Genomic DNA, 17,663 nt, shown 5'->3' on the forward strand with positions numbered 1-17,663 from the left:
CCCGCAAGTATAGCTTAAGGAAGATAATAGGCCAGAGTTTGTAAGGTGGTGATTCTGTTGATAGTTACATAATAAATACCAAACTATACCGCAAAATACCAAGAACTAGCTTAAGCAGCATGCTATTCTATTATGTGATCACATAAGTACCGAGCTTACATAAATATAAGACTGATCAATTATTAAGCTGCGCCAGCAGCAACCAATCGTACAGAGTTAGCAAAATGGTAGCAAAAAGTCATACTCCCGCAGTTTCTGCCTCGGGCGCTGCCCGTTTATTGGCGGGGATAGAGCGTGCTTCTTATAAGCACCGCTACCTGTGGTATCTGCTTTTCTTGAGTTTACCCCTCACTCATCTGCTATGGGGCAATATCAGACCCTATGAAATAGTGATTATCATGTCGTTTGTGATTATTGCGGTTTCGGGAAAACTATACCACCAACGCATCACGGTCCTCGATCAACTGGTATTTATCTTTGGCATCTTTATGCTGCTGCCTGTGTTGCTCGGTACGGATAGTTTTTATGATTCAGCTCGTCAATACCGTTATCGCGTATTAGGCCCGGTGCTAACTTATATTGTGATTAGAATACTTCCTTTTGCCTTCAAAGAAATCACCCGCGGGCAGGTATTATTTTTGCTGGTGGTAGTGGCGCAAACCCTATTAGCAATACTGGAATATATCAAGCGGGGGGAACGGCCTTCCGGTTTAACGCACTGGTTTGTGGGTTATGTCATTAAGTACTCATTTACGGTTTCTTTGGCGATATTTTTTGTTTTGTTTACCTTGTTAAAAACACGGATTAAAACCGTTAAGCTAATTTTACTGCCGATACTTGCAGTGCTTCTATTGGGGCTGGTGGTTGGTGCTTCGAGGGGTGTGTTGGCACCGTTTATGGTAATGCTTTTTTCCTCCGCCTATATCTGGAAGAGTAAGAATCGACGAGGCTTGATGTCGCTTGGGGTTAAGGCGTTTTATTTGGTGTTTCTATTCTCCGTGGCCTTTTCGCCACCAAAGTTTGAATATGATGAATCTGTAGTATTAGTTGGTAAAGATAGAGATAGCTTGCAACGTATTTTAGCGTTTGATGACTATTTTCGAGATGTCACCAATCGTATGCAGTTTTGGTCTGGTGTGTTCTCGATGTCACTGGATAAACCTATGCTGGGCCATGGTACGGCGGGCTTTGAGCGCTCTACAGAAATAGAGGGGGCGCATAAACCCCATCATAGTCATAATATGTTGATGACTTCAGCCTATACCAGTGGGCTGATAGGCTTGACTATTTTCGTGTTGATAATATTTTCTGCCGTCACTTTGGTGAAAAATTTTGGCGGAGACCGATGGGATGGCGAAGTTATTGAAAAGTGCTTTATTGGTTGGTTTGGTATCTTTATGATTGTTGGTTTAACCAATGATATTAATGGTGGCATAGTAATATTAGTATTCTTTATGTTTGCCATGATGCAAAAAATCGCAATACATCGGCGCCTTGTTGTCGCAAAAGAATTATCTGAGAGTATGGTCGCATAGTCGATACGTTGTAAAATCAGTACATTAAAAGGCTGATACATTAAAAGGTTGATAGCATGTCAATGAATTCGTTAGAAGAAGAAATAAAAAAAAGCGAAGCGAAGAAAAAAGCTAGAAAGGCAAAGCCTGGTGGGCTTCCGAAACTGATAAATATCCCCAGGAATTGGGCGCATCAGGCTATTTCATATTTAGATCGTGGTGAGCTCTATTTCCGCATTATCAGCCAGGTGCTGGAAACCGCGCTGGTATACTATCTGCTGGCTTGGTTATTGGCCTTGGATAGCTGGATTATATTTGCTATTGCTTTCGTAATCGTACATACCTTGAACTGGATTTTTAATTCAACTTTTTGGGCAATTATAATCTTTACCTTTCCCTGGTTGCGAAACCCCGGTGAAAAGGCCACCTGTGATTTTTTGAACGATATGGCAGTGCGCTTGCGAAAAAGCGAAAGCATTGTAGGCATGGCAATGTACGGCAGCGTTACCCGAAAAGTGTGGCATGACCGCAGTGACCTGGATATGCGAATTGTGCGAAAGCCCGGCTTAAAATATTGGCTACCAGCTAATTTGATTATGCTCAGAGAGCGTATTATCGCCACCATGGCGATACAGCCAATGGATATGTTTTTAGCTGATGGCGTAAAGTTTTTAGGTTTGCTAAGGGCAGATGAGCCCCCGGTTTTTATGATTTTGCGAGATGAGGCACTTAGCAAGGCCTATCCCGGTTTTGAAGCCATCGATGAAATACACTCGCTGTGTGAATAATGGAAAATAATAATAACAATAAGAATAGGTCAACAGTGCAGCAACTCGAAATACTAAGTGTACATTGGGGCTTTTCACTTGGCGGTGTAGCAAAATACTCCCTGCTGATTGATGGCGTTAGTCAATACCAGCCGGTAAAAATTAAAACTATCTGTGTGCTTATCGAGGGCCGGCAATATGATGAAGTGGTATTAGATGAAATAAATGCCGAGATAATATGTATTAAACATGCTGGGGATATCGCCGGTATTAAAAAATTATTTCGTTATATAGACCAGTCAAGGTCTGATTTTGTGATGACACATGGCTTTAATGCTCACTTTATGGTGATGCTACATCGTTGGTTTGGTAACAGTCGCCCCCAGCGTATTAGCTCTTATCATGGTGAGTACCATGCAACAACACCGGCACGCCAATTGATCGAGCCGGTTTATAATTATTTTACACCGTTCTACTTTCGCCATTTCGTCAGTGCCATTGTGCCAGTAGCAGAGCATTGTGCAACACACCTGATTAAACACGGTGTGGATAAAGACATTATCCAAGTGGTACATAATGGCATAGACGATATCAGTCGAGATGAACAGGCCCGCGATCTGTTAAGAAAAGAGTGGGGCATAGCCGATAATGACATCGTCGTTGGTACCGCTTCCAGAATGGACCCGGTTAAGGGCCTGTCCTATTTAGTAAAAGCCCATGCACAGGTGGTTGCAGAAAATCGACAGGTAAAATTAGTTATTCTAGGTGTGGGCGAAGAAGAGCAGATGCTTAAAGAGCTGGTCAGCACCATGGGCTTAAACGACTCGGTTATTTTCCCTGGCCTACGCAACGATGTACCCCGGTGCCTGGAGGCATTTGATATATTTGCACTACCCTCTTTGGCCGAGTACCACTCCATAGGCTTGTTGGAGGCGATGCGTGCAGCTAAGGCTATCGTATCTACCGACGTAGGTGGCAACACCGAGTCGGTAAGAGATGAAAAAGAAGGTTTAGTAGTAAACTCCAGGCAAGTGCAACAATTAACCGGTGCTCTGCTGAGAATGGCGAGTGATCCATCTTTAAGAGCGCGTTTAGGTGCTGCTGCCCAACAGCGATTTAAAGAAAATTTTACTTCAGATGTTATGGTTAAACGAACCGCTGATTGGTTAAACAGCTTGCGAAAGTTACTGTCGTGAATATTGTATTTGTCGTTTACAACTATATAGATAGCAAAATACCTTTGCAGCCCTGGCTGACCATTGATCAGGTAGCCTGCTATATGTCATCTCATGGTCATTGCGTGTCGGTGATTACCGATGTTGAAGATCCCTATAAAAGTGAACACTATGAGGTGCTGGCCGTTAAAAGTTTGCGGGGGACCAACTCCCCCGAAATTTTACAGCACATAGACCGGCTGCAACCGGATAAGCTGATCGCCCTGGTGACGCCGCTTACCTTGGCTACATCCAGCTGGTATAGCATTGCTAAGCCAAAACAGTTTTACGCTTTTGTCTCTTATCCCTTTTATGGGCTGCAGGATTTTATAACGGCTGCCCGCTATGTGCCGTTTAGTGAGATGGCAAAATTTGCCAGGCAATTGCTAATCCCGGGTTTTATTTGGCAGAGAAAACTTAATCAATACTTTGCCGGGCTTATCTCCCAGTCTGAACGAACCTGTGAAGTTCTATCCAAATCGCTGCATGACGCAAATATAAATCTTATTGCTCCGGGTATTGACCTGAATAAATGGTCGCCAGTGACTCAGTTGCCCCAAAGCAATAGTGATGAAACAATATTGATTTATATGGGCACCGCATCAGATATTAGAGGTTTTTATCTACTGCTGGATGCCCTGGCAAAAACCCGGTCAAGCTCGCTAAGGCTCAAGGTTCTGGCTCGCAGTGCCAGCAAAGAAGATGTGGCGCATTTGCAGCAACAGGTTCACAAGAGAAATATAAGCGAAAAGGTTGTCTTTAAAGGTGGTTGGCTGGAACAGCAGGACCTAAAGGCAGAACTGTCTTCCGCTTCGGCGGTGGTTTTGCCTTTTGTCCTCGTGCAGTCCGATTTACCCGTAGCAGTAATGGAGGCGGTTGCGGCCGGCGTTCCTGTTATTACCAGTGATATTGTAGGCTCATCTTATTTGATCAAAAATGCCAGTATTGAAATCAACGCCGGTGATGTTGATCAGCTGGCCGCAGCCCTGGATAGCTTGGCTAAAGATAGTGACCGGCAACAAGAATTGAAAAATGCTTGCGCAGGTCACTATCAAAAAATGATTTCCTGGGATGAAATGTCGCGGCAATGGTGTGAAGTGCTGGAGCTTGATGATGATTGATAACTCGCGCTCAAAGGGCACTATTGTGGTGTTTATCACTGGTGTTGATGGTTCGGGCAAGTCAACACTGACTGAGTGGCTCGAACAAGAGTGCAACCGGCGCAGTCTAAGCGTTAACAAGGTATGGTCCAGGTTTAATAATTATTTTTCCAAGCCCTTGCTCGCATTGTTGCGCTTAACCGGGCATAACTATTATCGACAAGTAGATGGCGAGCCTTTTGGTTTTCATGACTTTGAGAAGCTGGGATTGCTGCGCTATCTTTTTGTGGTTCTGCAAATTCTGGATGTCCGGATTGCTACTCGACTGAAAATACTGAGTAAGCTAGGCAAAAGCGATGTATTGATTTGTGAGCGTGGACCATGGGATACATTGGTTGATGTTATGGGTGATATAGCGGTAGAGGATCTTGGAGAGAGCGCTTTTGGCCGGGCCTTTGTTTCGCAGGTACAGGGCCTTGGCCATACATTATTAATTAGCCGTGACTATAACGCCATTACAGCCATCCGGCAGGAGTTGAAAGAGGATCATAAAATGGAAACCAAGATCCGCTTGTATCAGCGGCTATCATCTACATTTGACTGGGCGGTCATCAATAATAGCGGCAGTCTGGACGAGACCAAACAGCAAATTTTAAATGCACTATCTTTAGCTCAAGGTAAAACATCATGAGTAAACCTGTAAAAGCCTTTGTTATTGGTGCCGGAGGAGGGCATCTAACAGAATCACTATTGGCGACAGAGGGCGTGCCCATTGATCGAATAATTATTACATTCAGAATGGCACATACAGAAGAGACCCTTAAGTCTGAAAAAGTGCGCTATATCGTTGACCCCCATGGAAACTTAATAAAGTATTTAATTAATTTCTTGCAAAGCTTTTATATTTTATTGCGTGATCGCCCCAAGGTTATTATCAATACCGGTGGTGGGATTTCTATTGCCACATCGCTGCTGGGGAAATTCCTATTTCGTTCCAAATTAATTTATATTGAGTCCGGTGCTCGGGTGACCACAGCATCCAAAACCGGCGACCTTATGTACAAGCATGCAGATCTTTTTATTGTACAGTGGAAGGGCCTGCTTAAGTTCTTCCCCAATGCCGTCTATGGTGGGGTGTTACTATGAGTCTTGCTATGAATATCGTGGCATTGGTTGGCACCAACCCCTATCCCTTTGACCGCTTTATAAAACCTATGGACCAGTTGGCGGGTGAGCATGGCTGGGATGTTTTTATCCAGACTGGCAGTTCAGAATATCGGCCTTATCACTGTGAGTATGAGCAGTTTATTGAAAAAGATAAGCTGCATGCAAAGATAAAACAAGCTGATGTAGTAGTTTGTCATGGCGGTTTTGGCAGCATTAGAGATGCGCTATTTTATAACAAGCCCATTGTGGCAGTGCCCAAAAAGCCCGAATTAGGTGAGGCGCAGGATTACCAGGAAGAGCTGGTAAGAGAGCTCGAAAATACTGGCTATCTGATCGCCGTATATGATATTGAAAATCTCTATAGCTCAATTATAGCGGCCATCGATTTTACGTCGGCTGCCGTTGCGGGTAATCAGATTCCGGGCATTGTTAGTGATTATCTTAAATCAGTGAATTTAGCTTAAAAACCAGAGAAAAACATGTCAGAAAATAATGAAAAAGCAATGCGAATTCTGGTCACTGGCGGCTCAGGTTTTATCGGCGCCAACCTGGTGAAGTATTTTATTGATCGCAATATTGAGATCCAGAATATTGATGTCGTGCCTCCCACCTTGATCCCCAGTCAGGAATCTTCTTGGGTTCAGCAGGATATTTTGGACGCAGAGGGTTTGAAAAAAACCTTTGAAGACTTTTCACCCACCCATGTTATTCATATGGCGGCGCGTACGGACCTTGAAGAAGAAAATGACATTAATGGCTATAGTGCGAATATACAGGGTGTAGAGAATGTCTTAAATGCAGCCAAGCTACCGAGTGTTGAGCGGGTCATTATTATTTCCAGTATGTTGGTCTGTGAGCCTGGCTATTTACCCAAAGACGATTTGGATTTCAAGCCCAATACACTCTATGGTGAAAGCAAAGTAGAAACAGAAAAAGCGGTGCGTAAACAACAACTACCCTATAGCTGGTGCATTGTTCGCCCGGCTGTTATTTGGGGGCCACACCACCTAAGGCTATTGGATGGTTTCTTTAAAATTATGCGCAAAGGTTTATATTTCCACCCGGGTGCGTCCCAGGCCAAACGCTCTTATGGTTATGTGGGCAATTCTGTTTATCAATTAGATAAATTATTACAGGTGGAAGAGACGGCGATAGCTGGAAAAGTATTTTACCTGACTGATCCACCGATCAATCTGCATGAATGGGTAAATGGTTTCTCCCGGTTATTTCACGGCCGGGATGTGCGCAATATCCCCGGGTTTATTCTGCAAGCGGCAGGGCTGGTCGGGGATATGCTGGAAAAAATAGGCATTCATAAATTTCCGATGAATAGCTTTCGTTATCGCAATATGACGGCAAACAATATAGTCCCTACCGAAGCGATCAGTGAAGTGGTCGGGCCTTTGCCCTATACAATGCAGCAGGGTATTGCAGAAACCGTAGATTGGATAAAAGAAAACTAGGAGCCTTATAGAGTGAAAGTTCTAATAAATAGCATCAATTATTGGCCAGAGTTGACAGGTATTGGCAAATATACCGGTGAGATGGCCGAGTGGTTGGCGGCCCAGGGACATGATGTCTATGTGGTAACAGCTCCACCTTATTATCCTGCCTGGAAAGTAGCTGAGGGTTACCGTAGTAGTGCTTATAAAACAGAGCAAGTCGCCGGTGTAACTATTATCCGTTGCCCAGTCTGGGTGCCACCGTCGCCGACGGGCCTAACCCGTATTATTCATTTACTTTCATTTGCCATGTCCAGTATGCCCGTGATGTTATGGCTAGCATTAACTAAGCGGCCCGATGTAGTACAGGTTATAGAGCCCCCCGTAGCCTGTACCCCGGTCGCATGGTTGAGTGCAAAACTGGCGGGCGCCTTCTCATGGCTACATATTCAGGATTTTGAAGTGGATGCCGCCTTTGAATTAAACATTTTACCTGAGGGGCCCGTCCGTAAGGTGGTAGAAATGATTGAGCGTTTTATCATGAGAAGGTTCGATAGAGTCTCTACCATCTCGGAAAAAATGCTCGAGCGCTTAGTGAGCAAAGGCATTGATCCCGCCAAACAATTTTTATTTGAAAATTGGACGGATATTGATGCGATACAGCCTATAGCCGGGATTAATAAATTAGGCTTAGAATTAAATATTGATGCCGATAAAAAGGTGCTGCTGTACTCAGGTAATATGGGCAAGAAACAAGGTCTTGAAATACTTGTTGAGCTGGCTAAAGGTGTTCAGCACAGAGAGGATATTATTTTATTACTATGCGGCGATGGGGTTATGCGGCCTGAGTTGGAGCATTTGGCGCAGGGCTTATCAAACATTCAATTTTTGCCGCTTCAACCGATGGACAGGTTGAATGAGCTATTAAATATAGCTGATATTCACTTGCTACCGCAGCGAGCAGGTGCGGAGGATCTTGTAATGCCTTCAAAATTAACCAACATGTTATCCAGCGGAAAACCAGTTATAGCCACTGTTGGGCAAAATACCCAGGTAGCTAGCGTAGTCAAGCTGTGTGGAGCAGTGGTATCACCTGATAATGCAGCGCAGCTCTGTCAGGCTGTTATAGCATTAATTGATGACCCGGAAAAAAGTGCCCGCCTGGGCGCTGCCGGAAGACGTTATGCCGAACAAAACTGGGAATTGAATGCGGTATTACATAAAGCGTTTGTCCTATAAAAATACCCCGGAATTAAAAGCATGCCAGAAGATAACTCTTTAAATCAAAGGCCCATTGTCCATATGGGATTTCACAAAACAGGAACCAGCTGGTTTCAACGTCAGTTTTATCCGAGTGTAGAAAATCTGGACTACATGCATCACTATCAAGTTAAAAAGATTTTTCTTGACCCCAGGGGCTTGGAAGAAACGGGCAGCGAAGAAAAAGATATAGCGATGTCAGGAAAAATTCTTTGCCATGAAGAGCTTTCTGGCAATATACAAGCGGGTGGCCTGAATTCGTTTGCGACGATGGAAATTGCACGCCGAATAAAGGATAAAGTAGAAAATCCTAAGATTGTTCTATTTATTAGAAACCAAAAATGTATGATCGCTTCAGCTTATTCACAATATATAAAAAATGGTGGAAACTATTCGGCTAGTCGATATTTGTTCCATAAAGAGTTTCAAAAGACGCATAGAGAGGCATTGTTTTCTTTTCAGCATTTCGATTATGACTTAAAACTAAAGTATTACGAGAGCCTTTTTGGAAAAGAAAATATACACCTCTATCTCTATGAAGACTTTTCTGCCGACGGAGAAGGATTTATTAAGCAATATAAAAAGGATCTTAATATTGTCTGTTCAGTGATGCCAAAGGCAAGAGTCAATGTTGCCTATGGTCGTGGCATATTACAGTTGTCTCGATTAATAAATGTTTTTTCACGAGAGGCGATGATTTATAAATATTATTTATTACATTTACCAGGGCTGCACAGCCTGGCCCGAAGGGTTCTGCCTAAACTGAATAAGATAAAGCTATTTAATAAAAAGGCCACACCGGAAGCATTGCTGGGCGATGATAATATCAAGTTTATTGATGAATATTATAAGGCGTCTAATCGGAGATTGAGCGAGCGCTACCCCTTGGCTTTCGAGAAGCATGGTTATATTAAGCCGTGAAAGTAACCAGCAAGAAACTATTTCAGCTATATGGTTTTATAGTGTTGAGACTAATGAAAAAAGTGCATGTAAGGCGTTGATAATTTGACCTCAAAAAATAACGATAAACAAAAAAACTTCTTTTTCGATACCGCAGCACTAGTGGGTGGTAATGCAGGAGCACAGTTTATCACGGTGGCATTAACACCTGTGATTACACGGCTATTTAGCCCGGAGGCTTTTGGTGAGTTTTCTGTGATCGTGGCCTGTGCGGGGCCTTTTGTCGCCTTCGCGGGCTTGCGATATCACGAGGCTATCATGCTGCCTGAAAAAGAGTCCGATGCCTCGTCCTTATTTTGGTTATCCACTTATCTTATATTAGCATTAACGCTGCTAGTTACCATCGTCATAGCATTTATAGGGACAGACATTGCGAACCTTTTAGAGATCTCCCAGGCACACGGACTAATTTATTTTGTGCCTGTACTAATATTTCTTGTTTCGATACGCCGTGTGTTGGATGCTAAATTGCAGCGAGCACGGCAGTTTAAATATCTGGCTGGTACGTCAATTGGTGTAGCCATTACAGACCGGACGGTTTCCATCGGCGGTGGTTTATTAGCGTATCTATCGGCATCAACACTGGTTGTCGGTAGGGCGCTGGGTTTATTGTCCAGCATCCTGTTAATGTTAATAGCAAAAACACCGGATAAGCAGGCAAGTATTGGCAGCATTCGAGCGGTTGCCCGACGTTACAACAACTTCGCAAAATATGCATGGGCCGGAGTTATTCAACAGTTGGATATGGTATTGCCAACTATTGTTTTGGCGAGCATTTTTGGGCCGGTCGTCGCAGGTTTATATGCTCTGGCTAAAAGAGTATTGGCAGAACCTTCCTTAATAGTAGGGCGGGCCCTGTCAAAAACGTTTTACCAAAAAGCTACCGAACTACATCGGAACAACCAATCGATTGCCAAAATCACCGCTGAACTTTTAACTTACCTGATTAGCTGGATAGTCCCGCCTATGGTTATATTTTCCTTTGTGGCCGCTTCTTCATTTGCATTGGTTTTTGGTGAAGAATGGCGGCAGGCTGGAAGTTATAGTGTGCTACTAATACCGGTATTTATCGCTTCTTTTGTTATGCAGCCGCTGTCGAGAATATTTAATATTTTGGAGAAGCAGAAGCAGTTGGCTATGTTTTCTGTATTAAAATTATCTTTTACTGTGGCCGCTCTTATCAGTGGAATTTATTCTGAGTCGCCAGAGATGACTTTTACCTTGCTCTCAGTATTTGTGATATTTTTAAGTTCATCCCGTGGATATTGGATTCTTACTCAGGTCGGTGTGCCCAGGTTTACGATGATGCCCGTTTTCATAGGAGTTGTTGTCAAGTCGGTACTCTTTTCATTACCCATTGTTCTAGTACAACACTATTTTTCTCTGCCTGAATGGCAACAGATATTACTGGCCGCAATGCTGGTTGCTATATATATGGGCTGGATGGTGCTCAATGACAATCGTTTAAGTGCCATGCTTAAACGGAAAAAACATCCCCAATAATCAATGTGCGCAGTTTACGATAAGAAAAAAATCATATGCAAATGGAAGAGTCCATTAAACATGTTTTTAAAACATAAGAAATCTCCTCGCCTGCTCGCACTTATACTGCTGGCCGGCGTTGTCTCTATTTATCCAGTCAATGCCGAGCAGCTTGATAAGCTCATATGGCTCGATTTTAATCTGGACTGGGATGAGCAACTACCTTCACCGATTGCGATGGGGGGGCGTGTACTGGATGCCCCTGCAGGAAAGCATGGCCGTTTGCGAGCGGTGGGTGAAAAGCTGGTATTTGAAGACGGTACGCCTTTTAAACTCTGGGGTGCAGGTATAGCATTTTCAAACTCTATTGGCGGCAACGCTGTGCCCCCACCTAAAAAAGATGCGGCTAAATTAGCGGATAAGATTGCCAGCTATGGCTTTAACCATATCCGGTTTATTGGTTTTGATGGTAACGCAGAGCAAGCGATACAAAATTGGCATAAAAATGGAGTGATCAAATCTGAATTATTGGATCGCCTGGATTATTTAGTCAAAGAGTTACAGGAGCGGGGTATATACTATTCCTTTTCTATTAATAATAATTCTTCGAAATTATTTCGTGACACCAATATTCTTGAACCGAATGTCAAAGAACAGCCCTACAAACATTATAGAACCCTGCGCGTTATAGATGAGGCGGGTAGAACTAAAGTCGCCGAGTGGTCCAGGGAATTTTTAGCACATTACAACCCATATACTCAACAAACCTATGCTGAAGACAACGCCAATATCTATTTTAATGCCGTTAACGAAGATACTTCAGTGCTTACCTATTATACTCGGCTGCGTAAATTTAGCCCTGAGTGGGCAGAAAAAATTGAAAAGCAGTTCGCTGATTTTTTAAAGCAAAAATATAAGACAAACGATGCATTGAGAGAAGCCTGGTTGCAATCGGGAAAAGTAGGCCTGGAAAGTACAGAAGATATTGATGACGGCAGCGTTGCTCTCAGGCCGTTAACCAGAATAACCCTGATGAGCTCTGCACGCATATCGGATACCTCAGAGTTTTTGATATCACTTGATATCGCTATTGCGGAGGCTGTTTCTTCATCGGTTAAATCTGTTGGCTATGATCGCTTATATACAGGCAATAATAAATGGATGGGTTATAGCAGTTTGTATGCCAGCTATCTCCATGGAAATTATATTGAAGGGCATATCTACTATGGTGGTGGCAGATATATAGTTGATAAAAAAACCAATAAAAGAACCAAAGACCTCCTTGTTACTAATCGGAGTTATATCAAGGAGATGACAGCAGGTGAAAAAAGTTTAAGACCTTTATTTAATGATACCCGGTTTGGGATATCCCGGCTGCTGCCAACCAACCTGGTTGACAGGCCATTTATAGCCAGTGAGTGGAATCATGTTGTATGGAGTGATTATGCTTATGAGGGTTTATTCATTATGCTGGGTCTTGGCTCAAGAATGGGGGTAGATGGTCTTGATATGCAGCTATACTTTAATTCTCCAGGGCCAGATTATAAAACGACGACGGCTGAATCGTCATATACCATTACTGGCAGTCCGTTACATTTAGCCTTGCTACCCTCTATGGCGCTGGCATTCCAGAAAGATTACATAGAACAGGCAGAAATCAGGGCGGTGTACTGCCATGCTAAAGATAAAAACGAGTTATATCAAAAGGGCTTGTTACGGCCAGAAATAAAACAAGATTTTGAAACAGTCATCATGCGCCATGGCATAGAGTATGTTCGTGCCGCTATCGGTGAGGGCTGTGATTTTAAGCCTGAGAGGGGAAATAACCGCATGGCTGCAGTCGTCGAGCCAGTAAGCTACAAAAATGGTCACTTTAATATTTATACGAAAAAATTTGAAGCATTGGTAGGTGACCTAGTTAACAACCAAAACAAAGGCGGGGTCTTATCTGTCAATTTATCACAACAGGGAAGCCTATCCGCTATCAGCCTTGATGATCAGCCCCTAACAGAGTCATTATGTATTTTAACAACAGTGGGTGGGCCGATAAAAAATTCGAAGGCTTATTTCAGCTACGATAAAGACGGAAAGAAATCGATTCACTCGATGACAAAGGGCGAACCTCAAATCAGGGCTAATACCGGTGAGATACAACTGCGATTAAATAAACTGTCCACCACTAGCAGGATTGCTTATAGTATTAGGGCTGATGGCAGTAAAACAAGACTCGATAATGCCGTCATTGCTAACGGCGATAAGGAAATTGTTAGCCTAACAGCAGAAAGCCTGGACTCTCCCTGGGTACTCGTTGGAGCACCATCATGCGTCAGCTAATAAGATATTTAAAAAATACCCTTAACCCCTCCTATGCGTTATCACCTTTGCTGTTAAGGTCGGTGAGTGTCGACGAAATGCCCTCGCCAATCGGGCCGATTGTTTATTTGCCCGCTGAGACGATTGATTGCCAGGAGTTACCTGGCATGCCTGTTACACCGCATATGTCCCATTTACAGGAAGCCAGTCATAGCTCCATGACGGCTACGGTTAGGGTTTTAGAAAATTTGATTTATGTGGCAGAGTGCACGGCCAAGAACCTACTACTCTCGCCGCAAAGGAAATTTATCAGCGAAAGTAGTAGTACCATGAAAAGCACCAGATCATTCAGATGGCAGAATGCGCGTCGCCCTGTTTGTAAGTCCTATAAAGGCTTAAACATGGTTTTTCGTGGCGTGAGCAATAATTTTTATCATGCGCTAATCGACAATTTGCCACGCCTTATGGCGCTATCTGATACGGCCCTTGGCCTTACGGAAAATGTTCGATTGCTTATACCCGGGAAATTATCCGGCGCTGAAGCTGCACTGTTGGAATTGGTTTTGCCTGATAATGTTGAAGTCGAGATTATAGAAGCCGGGAAGTCATATCATTTAGAGCGCTGTCTTTTTGCTACATTTGCAACCAGGCAGTTTTCAGGCTTTGTGCCCAGCGCCTACCTGGACTGGCTTGGTAAGCATGTGCTACCCCAGCGAGAACGAAAGGCCAATCGGCTTATCTATATTTCCAGGCAAAAAGCTCCAAAAAGAAGATTGCTAAACGAAGACGAAATGATTGCCTGTGTGAAAGGCTATGGATTTGAGGTTTTTAACCTCGAGGATCTTTCCCTATCTGAGCAGATAGAATTATTTTATGATGCAAAATGTGTTATCGGTTTACATGGGGCGGGCTTTACCAACCTGGTTTTTAGCAGCGGCCTGCAGGTTATTGAACTTTTTCCTTATCAATGGGTAAAGCCCAGCTACTATTTTCTAACAAAGGCTGTTGGCGGCCATTATCATTATGTGGTGGGCGAAGGTGATGAAATAAATGTTGATGTGGCGTTGCCGGTTAACCTTGTTAGGGAGCGTATAGAAGGTCTGGCCCTATAGCATTATGCAAGACTTTTACTTGTCGTCTTATCTGCATTTTTTTTCACAGCTCGGGTTAGCCATCGCGTCACCGGTTGTTCGATTAATAGATAACAGACATGACCGCCAATAATAGAAAGTATAACGGCGGTGACGATAAAGACACTAAAGTGGACTTCTAATCCGAGAACTTTTCGCCAAGTGAAGCCTAAAAGGTTAATAGTAAAAAGGTGTGTTAAATATAACGAATAAGAGCTGGCTCCAAGCCTGGCTAAAATTGTGGGAATGTTAATAGAGTACATACGCTCCCAATAAATAGCACCTATAACAATAAAGAAGCTTGGAATCCCCCACTTGACCACCCGCCATTTAGGGGTGGTATCAAAGAACATAGAAACAAATAAAAGTGCAGCGCCAAAGAAAAACCATAGATGCGGAGAGGGAATAGAGTTTCGGTTGAAATAAACAGTGGCAATAATACAACCCATTAGAAATTCAAGTAACAATGGGTGTGTATAAACCTTAAGCTGCCAAACATCGGCGAAGAAAATGCTGCCAAGAATGCAGCTGCCGATAAACCAAAAAGCCAGTAGATATAAAAATAAACGCTTAGGGAAAAATAATAAAATAGCGACGACACAATAAAAATACATTTCATACAGCAATGTCCAGCCAACCGGCAAAATGGTTTTAATAGCGCCATCATGGGGTGTTGGATAGGGTAAAAATAACATCGAGGTTACATAATGGCTGATATTAAAACTTTTACCGTCACTAAAATTTTCAGGCGACAGGAATAATAACAGGGCGATAAACGACGTGTAGAGCCAGTATGTTGGTGCGACCCTGATAAATCGTTTTATAATAAATGAGTTGCTACTACCCGGTGTTTGAAACGCATTTTGCGTTACATAAACCATGATAAATCCGCTAATAACGAAAAAAATATCGACCCCTGCACGGCCAACACCAAATGTCGTTAAATCATTGGATACCAGATCCCTTGCGGCGAGGTGCATGTAGCTATGCAAGATAACGACTAAGATTGCAGCAATGGCACGTAGTGCCTGTATCGATTCAAGAGTGTGTCTGGCAGTCATGGGTGTTTTATATACCGTTAATTATGTTTTTTTTGGCAGATTACATGAATACTATCATTTTTAGTCTATTTGCAATCGTTTATATAAGTACATATCTTACAGCTACAGACAGTAATATTACTATAACCACCATAACGAGAGCCATTTGCTGAGTAATGCCATGAGCGATAACGATAACACCAGTGGTCATAAGGCCTCTTTTATTGGTATAGGTGCGCAGAAATGTGGTACGACATGGGTCCACCACTGTTTAAGTCAGCATCCCGGGATTTATGCTGCCCAGGGGCAGGACAAGGATACAAAGTTCTTTGGTAGTTTTTATGATCGAGGCTATCAATGGTATGAGAGTCATTTTGCAGAAGCCTCGCCCGGGTTGAAGAGGGGGGAGGTTTCAACCTCCTATTTTTATAATAGTGATATTCCTGAGCGTATTCGGCGGTATAACCCGGATGTAAAACTATTTGTCTGCCTAAGAGACCCTATAGAACGTATTATTTCAAACCACAAGCACCAAGTACGTGGGCGGCAGATTTGGGGTGATAATTTTTCCCTGAAACATGCGCTTGATAATAACCCTGCCTATATCATGCAGTCGCGGTATGCCCTTCATCTCGAGCGTTGGTATAAGGTGTTTCCCAAAGAGCAAATCAAAATTGTTTTTTTCGAGGATATTTATTCTGCGCCACAGCAGCTTATTAGTGAGCTATATGAGTTTCTGGAAGTAGATGCCAGCTTTATACCACAGGAGTTAGATACGGTTGCGAATGCATCCTATCTTCCGGCCGCTGGCGGCACGACTAAAATCGTTGCCACCGCTGGTCGCGCGCTAAGGTCAATAGGTCTGGGTACGATAGTAGAGCAGGGCCGTAAAATGGGCATTAATCAGTGGTTGAGACGCTCTAAGGCGCCTGCGAATAAGGAAACTCTTACCGTTGAGGCGGAGGCACTTGAGCAGATTTGTAGCCTCTTACAGCCCGACGTCGACAGATTGAGTGAGTTAACTGGCAGGGATTTGTCCCATTGGCTGAAAAAATAGCTATAGCCATGGCCTACTAGTTATTTGGCAGCCTTTGAAATAGTTTTTCCAGCTCAATCTCTTTTAGAATATTCATCAGTGTCTTTTTTTCATCTTCATTGAAGATTTCATCATACTTATTGCGGCTTTGTATCTGGCTTCCCATATTGGTCTTCCAGGCTTCCTTGGTGGTTTTGACCGATTCAACCTGATTAGAGAAGTCGCTGATACAGCCTGTGTTTTCTTCAACGCCAATAAAAGCAAAAAGCTGCTCGGCAACTTTTTCGGGATTTTTGATAAGGTCCTCATAGAAAACAATGAAGTGGTTATTGTTGTTGGCACAGTCTGCCGAATAACGTATAGCACGGCACCAGTTAGTGGCTAGCCGTTCAAGCTTTCCCTGGTAAAACGTCGTATTCCAGGCGGTGTCGGGATATTTTTGTGCAGCATCATATAAGGAGGCCACGACATCTTCCCCCGGGCGCACTATGTGGATGAACTTTGCATCGGGAATGTGTTGCTCAATAACATCCATATAAGCAATATTATTGGGGGTTTTAATTAGCCAATGCGAGGCGCTGCGTTGCAGTGATTGTCTTTCGAGTACCTCAAGTAAACGTTTGAATTGTGATTTAACGGTAAGTTGTTGCCCAAAACTCAGGCGTTGAAATGCCTGATCTTCTATATTGTCAGCAAACCTTGCCAGGGAGCGAGCCCCCGAGCGTGGCTGGGGAGCAAGCCCTATGGCCAGCATATAGCGCTGAATACGGCTTTTAAGGCGTTGTTTGTAACCGCCAGGGTTGCCAAATAGCCGCTCCTCGGTTTGACCAATAATACAGGATAGAAATTGGGTTTCAGGAAACGAGACTATCGCTGGATGGGCGCTGACTATTGCTTGCAGAAGAGTGGTCCCTGACCTGGAGCATCCAACCATAAAGAGCTTTCCAGGAGAGTGGGGCATAAAGTGTGTGCTTCCAAAAGGTAATAGGATATAGGTCGTTATTTCCTAATTATGCCTATTAGAGTGATCCTACTCCAGAGCAATTTTGTGGATAATAGAGGGTGATAATACAGATTTGCCCCGATATGGACTTTTTTACACTGTTCAGGCATTCATTTTGGCGTTATGGTTGTACTCAAATATTATAATAAGCGAATTAGTGGTTAGTGATAATGATTGCTAGCAGACCTGGAAGGCATGGTTTCCATCATGGCTCGATCCTTCTATGCCTCTTTAA

At 43.3% G+C, this 17,663-nt stretch carries 16 protein-coding genes; 14 read left to right on the forward strand and 2 right to left on the reverse strand.

What is annotated here, in order from left to right; genetic code table 11:
- The first annotated feature begins 224 nt into the window (after window positions 1-224).
- The 13 genes from P8H32_RS08350 to P8H32_RS08410 all read left to right on the forward strand — a co-directional run bounded on the left by P8H32_RS08350 (window position 225) and on the right by P8H32_RS08410 (window position 14,331).
- Window positions 225-1,535 (forward strand): O-antigen ligase, encoded by a 1,311-nt coding sequence (locus tag P8H32_RS08350; protein WP_301089158.1) that lies wholly within the window; start codon window positions 225-227, stop codon window positions 1,533-1,535.
- 56 nt (window positions 1,536-1,591) lie between these two features.
- Window positions 1,592-2,302: a hypothetical protein gene (locus tag P8H32_RS08355; protein ID WP_301089160.1), complete on the forward strand. Its 711-nt coding sequence runs from the start codon at window positions 1,592-1,594 to the stop codon at window positions 2,300-2,302.
- Between the two features lie 35 nt (window positions 2,303-2,337).
- A complete protein-coding gene (locus tag P8H32_RS08360; protein WP_301089161.1) occupies window positions 2,338-3,477 on the forward strand; it encodes a glycosyltransferase family 4 protein in 1,140 nt (379 codons plus the stop codon).
- Window positions 3,474-4,616 carry a glycosyltransferase family 4 protein gene (locus P8H32_RS08365; protein ID WP_301089163.1) on the forward strand — a complete coding sequence of 381 codons (1,143 nt, stop codon included), beginning with the start codon at window positions 3,474-3,476 and terminating at the stop codon, window positions 4,614-4,616. The genes P8H32_RS08360 and P8H32_RS08365 overlap by 4 nt, the downstream gene beginning before the upstream one ends.
- A complete protein-coding gene (locus tag P8H32_RS08370; protein WP_297291176.1) occupies window positions 4,606-5,286 on the forward strand; it encodes a hypothetical protein in 681 nt (226 codons plus the stop codon). The genes P8H32_RS08365 and P8H32_RS08370 overlap by 11 nt, the downstream gene beginning before the upstream one ends.
- Window positions 5,283-5,741 carry a PssD/Cps14F family polysaccharide biosynthesis glycosyltransferase gene (pssD, locus tag P8H32_RS08375; RefSeq protein WP_297291175.1) on the forward strand — a complete coding sequence of 153 codons (459 nt, stop codon included), beginning with the start codon at window positions 5,283-5,285 and terminating at the stop codon, window positions 5,739-5,741. Before P8H32_RS08370 ends, pssD begins: the two co-directional genes overlap by 4 nt.
- A complete protein-coding gene (locus P8H32_RS08380; protein ID WP_297291174.1) occupies window positions 5,738-6,226 on the forward strand; it encodes a glycosyltransferase in 489 nt (162 codons plus the stop codon). The genes pssD and P8H32_RS08380 overlap by 4 nt, the downstream gene beginning before the upstream one ends.
- 15 nt (window positions 6,227-6,241) lie before the next feature.
- Window positions 6,242-7,225 carry an NAD(P)-dependent oxidoreductase gene (locus P8H32_RS08385; RefSeq protein ID WP_297291173.1) on the forward strand — a complete coding sequence of 328 codons (984 nt, stop codon included), beginning with the start codon at window positions 6,242-6,244 and terminating at the stop codon, window positions 7,223-7,225.
- A gap of 12 nt (window positions 7,226-7,237) precedes the next feature.
- Window positions 7,238-8,443, forward strand: a complete 1,206-nt coding sequence (locus P8H32_RS08390; RefSeq protein WP_301089165.1) for a glycosyltransferase WbuB — start codon at window positions 7,238-7,240, stop codon at window positions 8,441-8,443.
- A 21-nt stretch (window positions 8,444-8,464) separates the two neighbouring features.
- Entirely contained in the window at window positions 8,465-9,385 is a 921-nt protein-coding gene (locus P8H32_RS08395) for a hypothetical protein (protein WP_297291171.1), read from the forward strand.
- 84 nt (window positions 9,386-9,469) lie between these two features.
- Window positions 9,470-10,927, forward strand: a complete 1,458-nt coding sequence (locus P8H32_RS08400) for a lipopolysaccharide biosynthesis protein (protein WP_301089167.1) — start codon at window positions 9,470-9,472, stop codon at window positions 10,925-10,927.
- A 3-nt stretch (window positions 10,928-10,930) separates the two neighbouring features.
- A complete protein-coding gene (locus P8H32_RS08405) occupies window positions 10,931-13,240 on the forward strand; it encodes a hypothetical protein (RefSeq protein WP_301089169.1) in 2,310 nt (769 codons plus the stop codon).
- A complete protein-coding gene (locus tag P8H32_RS08410; RefSeq protein WP_297291169.1) occupies window positions 13,228-14,331 on the forward strand; it encodes a DUF563 domain-containing protein in 1,104 nt (367 codons plus the stop codon). Before P8H32_RS08405 ends, P8H32_RS08410 begins: the two co-directional genes overlap by 13 nt.
- A 2-nt stretch (window positions 14,332-14,333) precedes the next feature.
- On the opposite strand, the gene P8H32_RS08415 is transcribed toward P8H32_RS08410, so the two are convergent.
- A complete protein-coding gene (locus P8H32_RS08415; protein ID WP_301089171.1) occupies window positions 14,334-15,410 on the reverse strand; it encodes an acyltransferase in 1,077 nt (358 codons plus the stop codon).
- Between the two features lie 160 nt (window positions 15,411-15,570).
- Between P8H32_RS08415 and P8H32_RS08420 the strand changes: the two genes are divergently transcribed.
- Window positions 15,571-16,446 (forward strand): sulfotransferase, encoded by an 876-nt coding sequence (locus tag P8H32_RS08420; RefSeq protein WP_301089173.1) that lies wholly within the window; start codon window positions 15,571-15,573, stop codon window positions 16,444-16,446.
- A gap of 16 nt (window positions 16,447-16,462) precedes the next feature.
- On the opposite strand, the gene P8H32_RS08425 is transcribed toward P8H32_RS08420, so the two are convergent.
- Window positions 16,463-17,359, reverse strand: a complete 897-nt coding sequence (locus P8H32_RS08425) for a sulfotransferase (protein ID WP_297291166.1) — start codon at window positions 17,357-17,359, stop codon at window positions 16,463-16,465.
- Window positions 17,360-17,663 lie beyond the last annotated feature (304 nt).

Source organism: Oceanicoccus sp., assembly GCF_029238675.1.
GTDB lineage: Bacteria > Pseudomonadota > Gammaproteobacteria > Pseudomonadales > Dasaniaceae > Oceanicoccus.

Bases quoted from the DNA above. Each gene is read 5' to 3' on its own strand.
- P8H32_RS08350 (WP_301089158.1), top strand. From the start codon at position 225: ATGGTAGCAAAAAGTCATACTCCCGCAGTTTCTGCCTCGGGCGCTGCC.
- P8H32_RS08355 (WP_301089160.1), top strand. From the start codon at position 1,592: ATGTCAATGAATTCGTTAGAAGAAGAAATAAAAAAAAGCGAAGCGAAG.
- P8H32_RS08370 (WP_297291176.1), top strand. From the start codon at position 4,606: ATGATGATTGATAACTCGCGCTCAAAGGGCACTATTGTGGTGTTTATC.
- pssD (WP_297291175.1), top strand. From the start codon at position 5,283: ATGAGTAAACCTGTAAAAGCCTTTGTTATTGGTGCCGGAGGAGGGCAT.
- P8H32_RS08380 (WP_297291174.1), top strand. From the start codon at position 5,738: ATGAGTCTTGCTATGAATATCGTGGCATTGGTTGGCACCAACCCCTAT.
- P8H32_RS08385 (WP_297291173.1), top strand. From the start codon at position 6,242: ATGTCAGAAAATAATGAAAAAGCAATGCGAATTCTGGTCACTGGCGGC.
- P8H32_RS08395 (WP_297291171.1), top strand. From the start codon at position 8,465: ATGCCAGAAGATAACTCTTTAAATCAAAGGCCCATTGTCCATATGGGA.
- P8H32_RS08405 (WP_301089169.1), top strand. From the start codon at position 10,931: ATGTGCGCAGTTTACGATAAGAAAAAAATCATATGCAAATGGAAGAGT.
- P8H32_RS08410 (WP_297291169.1), top strand. From the start codon at position 13,228: ATGCGTCAGCTAATAAGATATTTAAAAAATACCCTTAACCCCTCCTAT.
- P8H32_RS08415 (WP_301089171.1), bottom strand. From the start codon at position 15,410: ATGACTGCCAGACACACTCTTGAATCGATACAGGCACTACGTGCCATT.
- P8H32_RS08420 (WP_301089173.1), top strand. From the start codon at position 15,571: ATGAGCGATAACGATAACACCAGTGGTCATAAGGCCTCTTTTATTGGT.
- P8H32_RS08425 (WP_297291166.1), bottom strand. From the start codon at position 17,359: ATGGTTGGATGCTCCAGGTCAGGGACCACTCTTCTGCAAGCAATAGTC.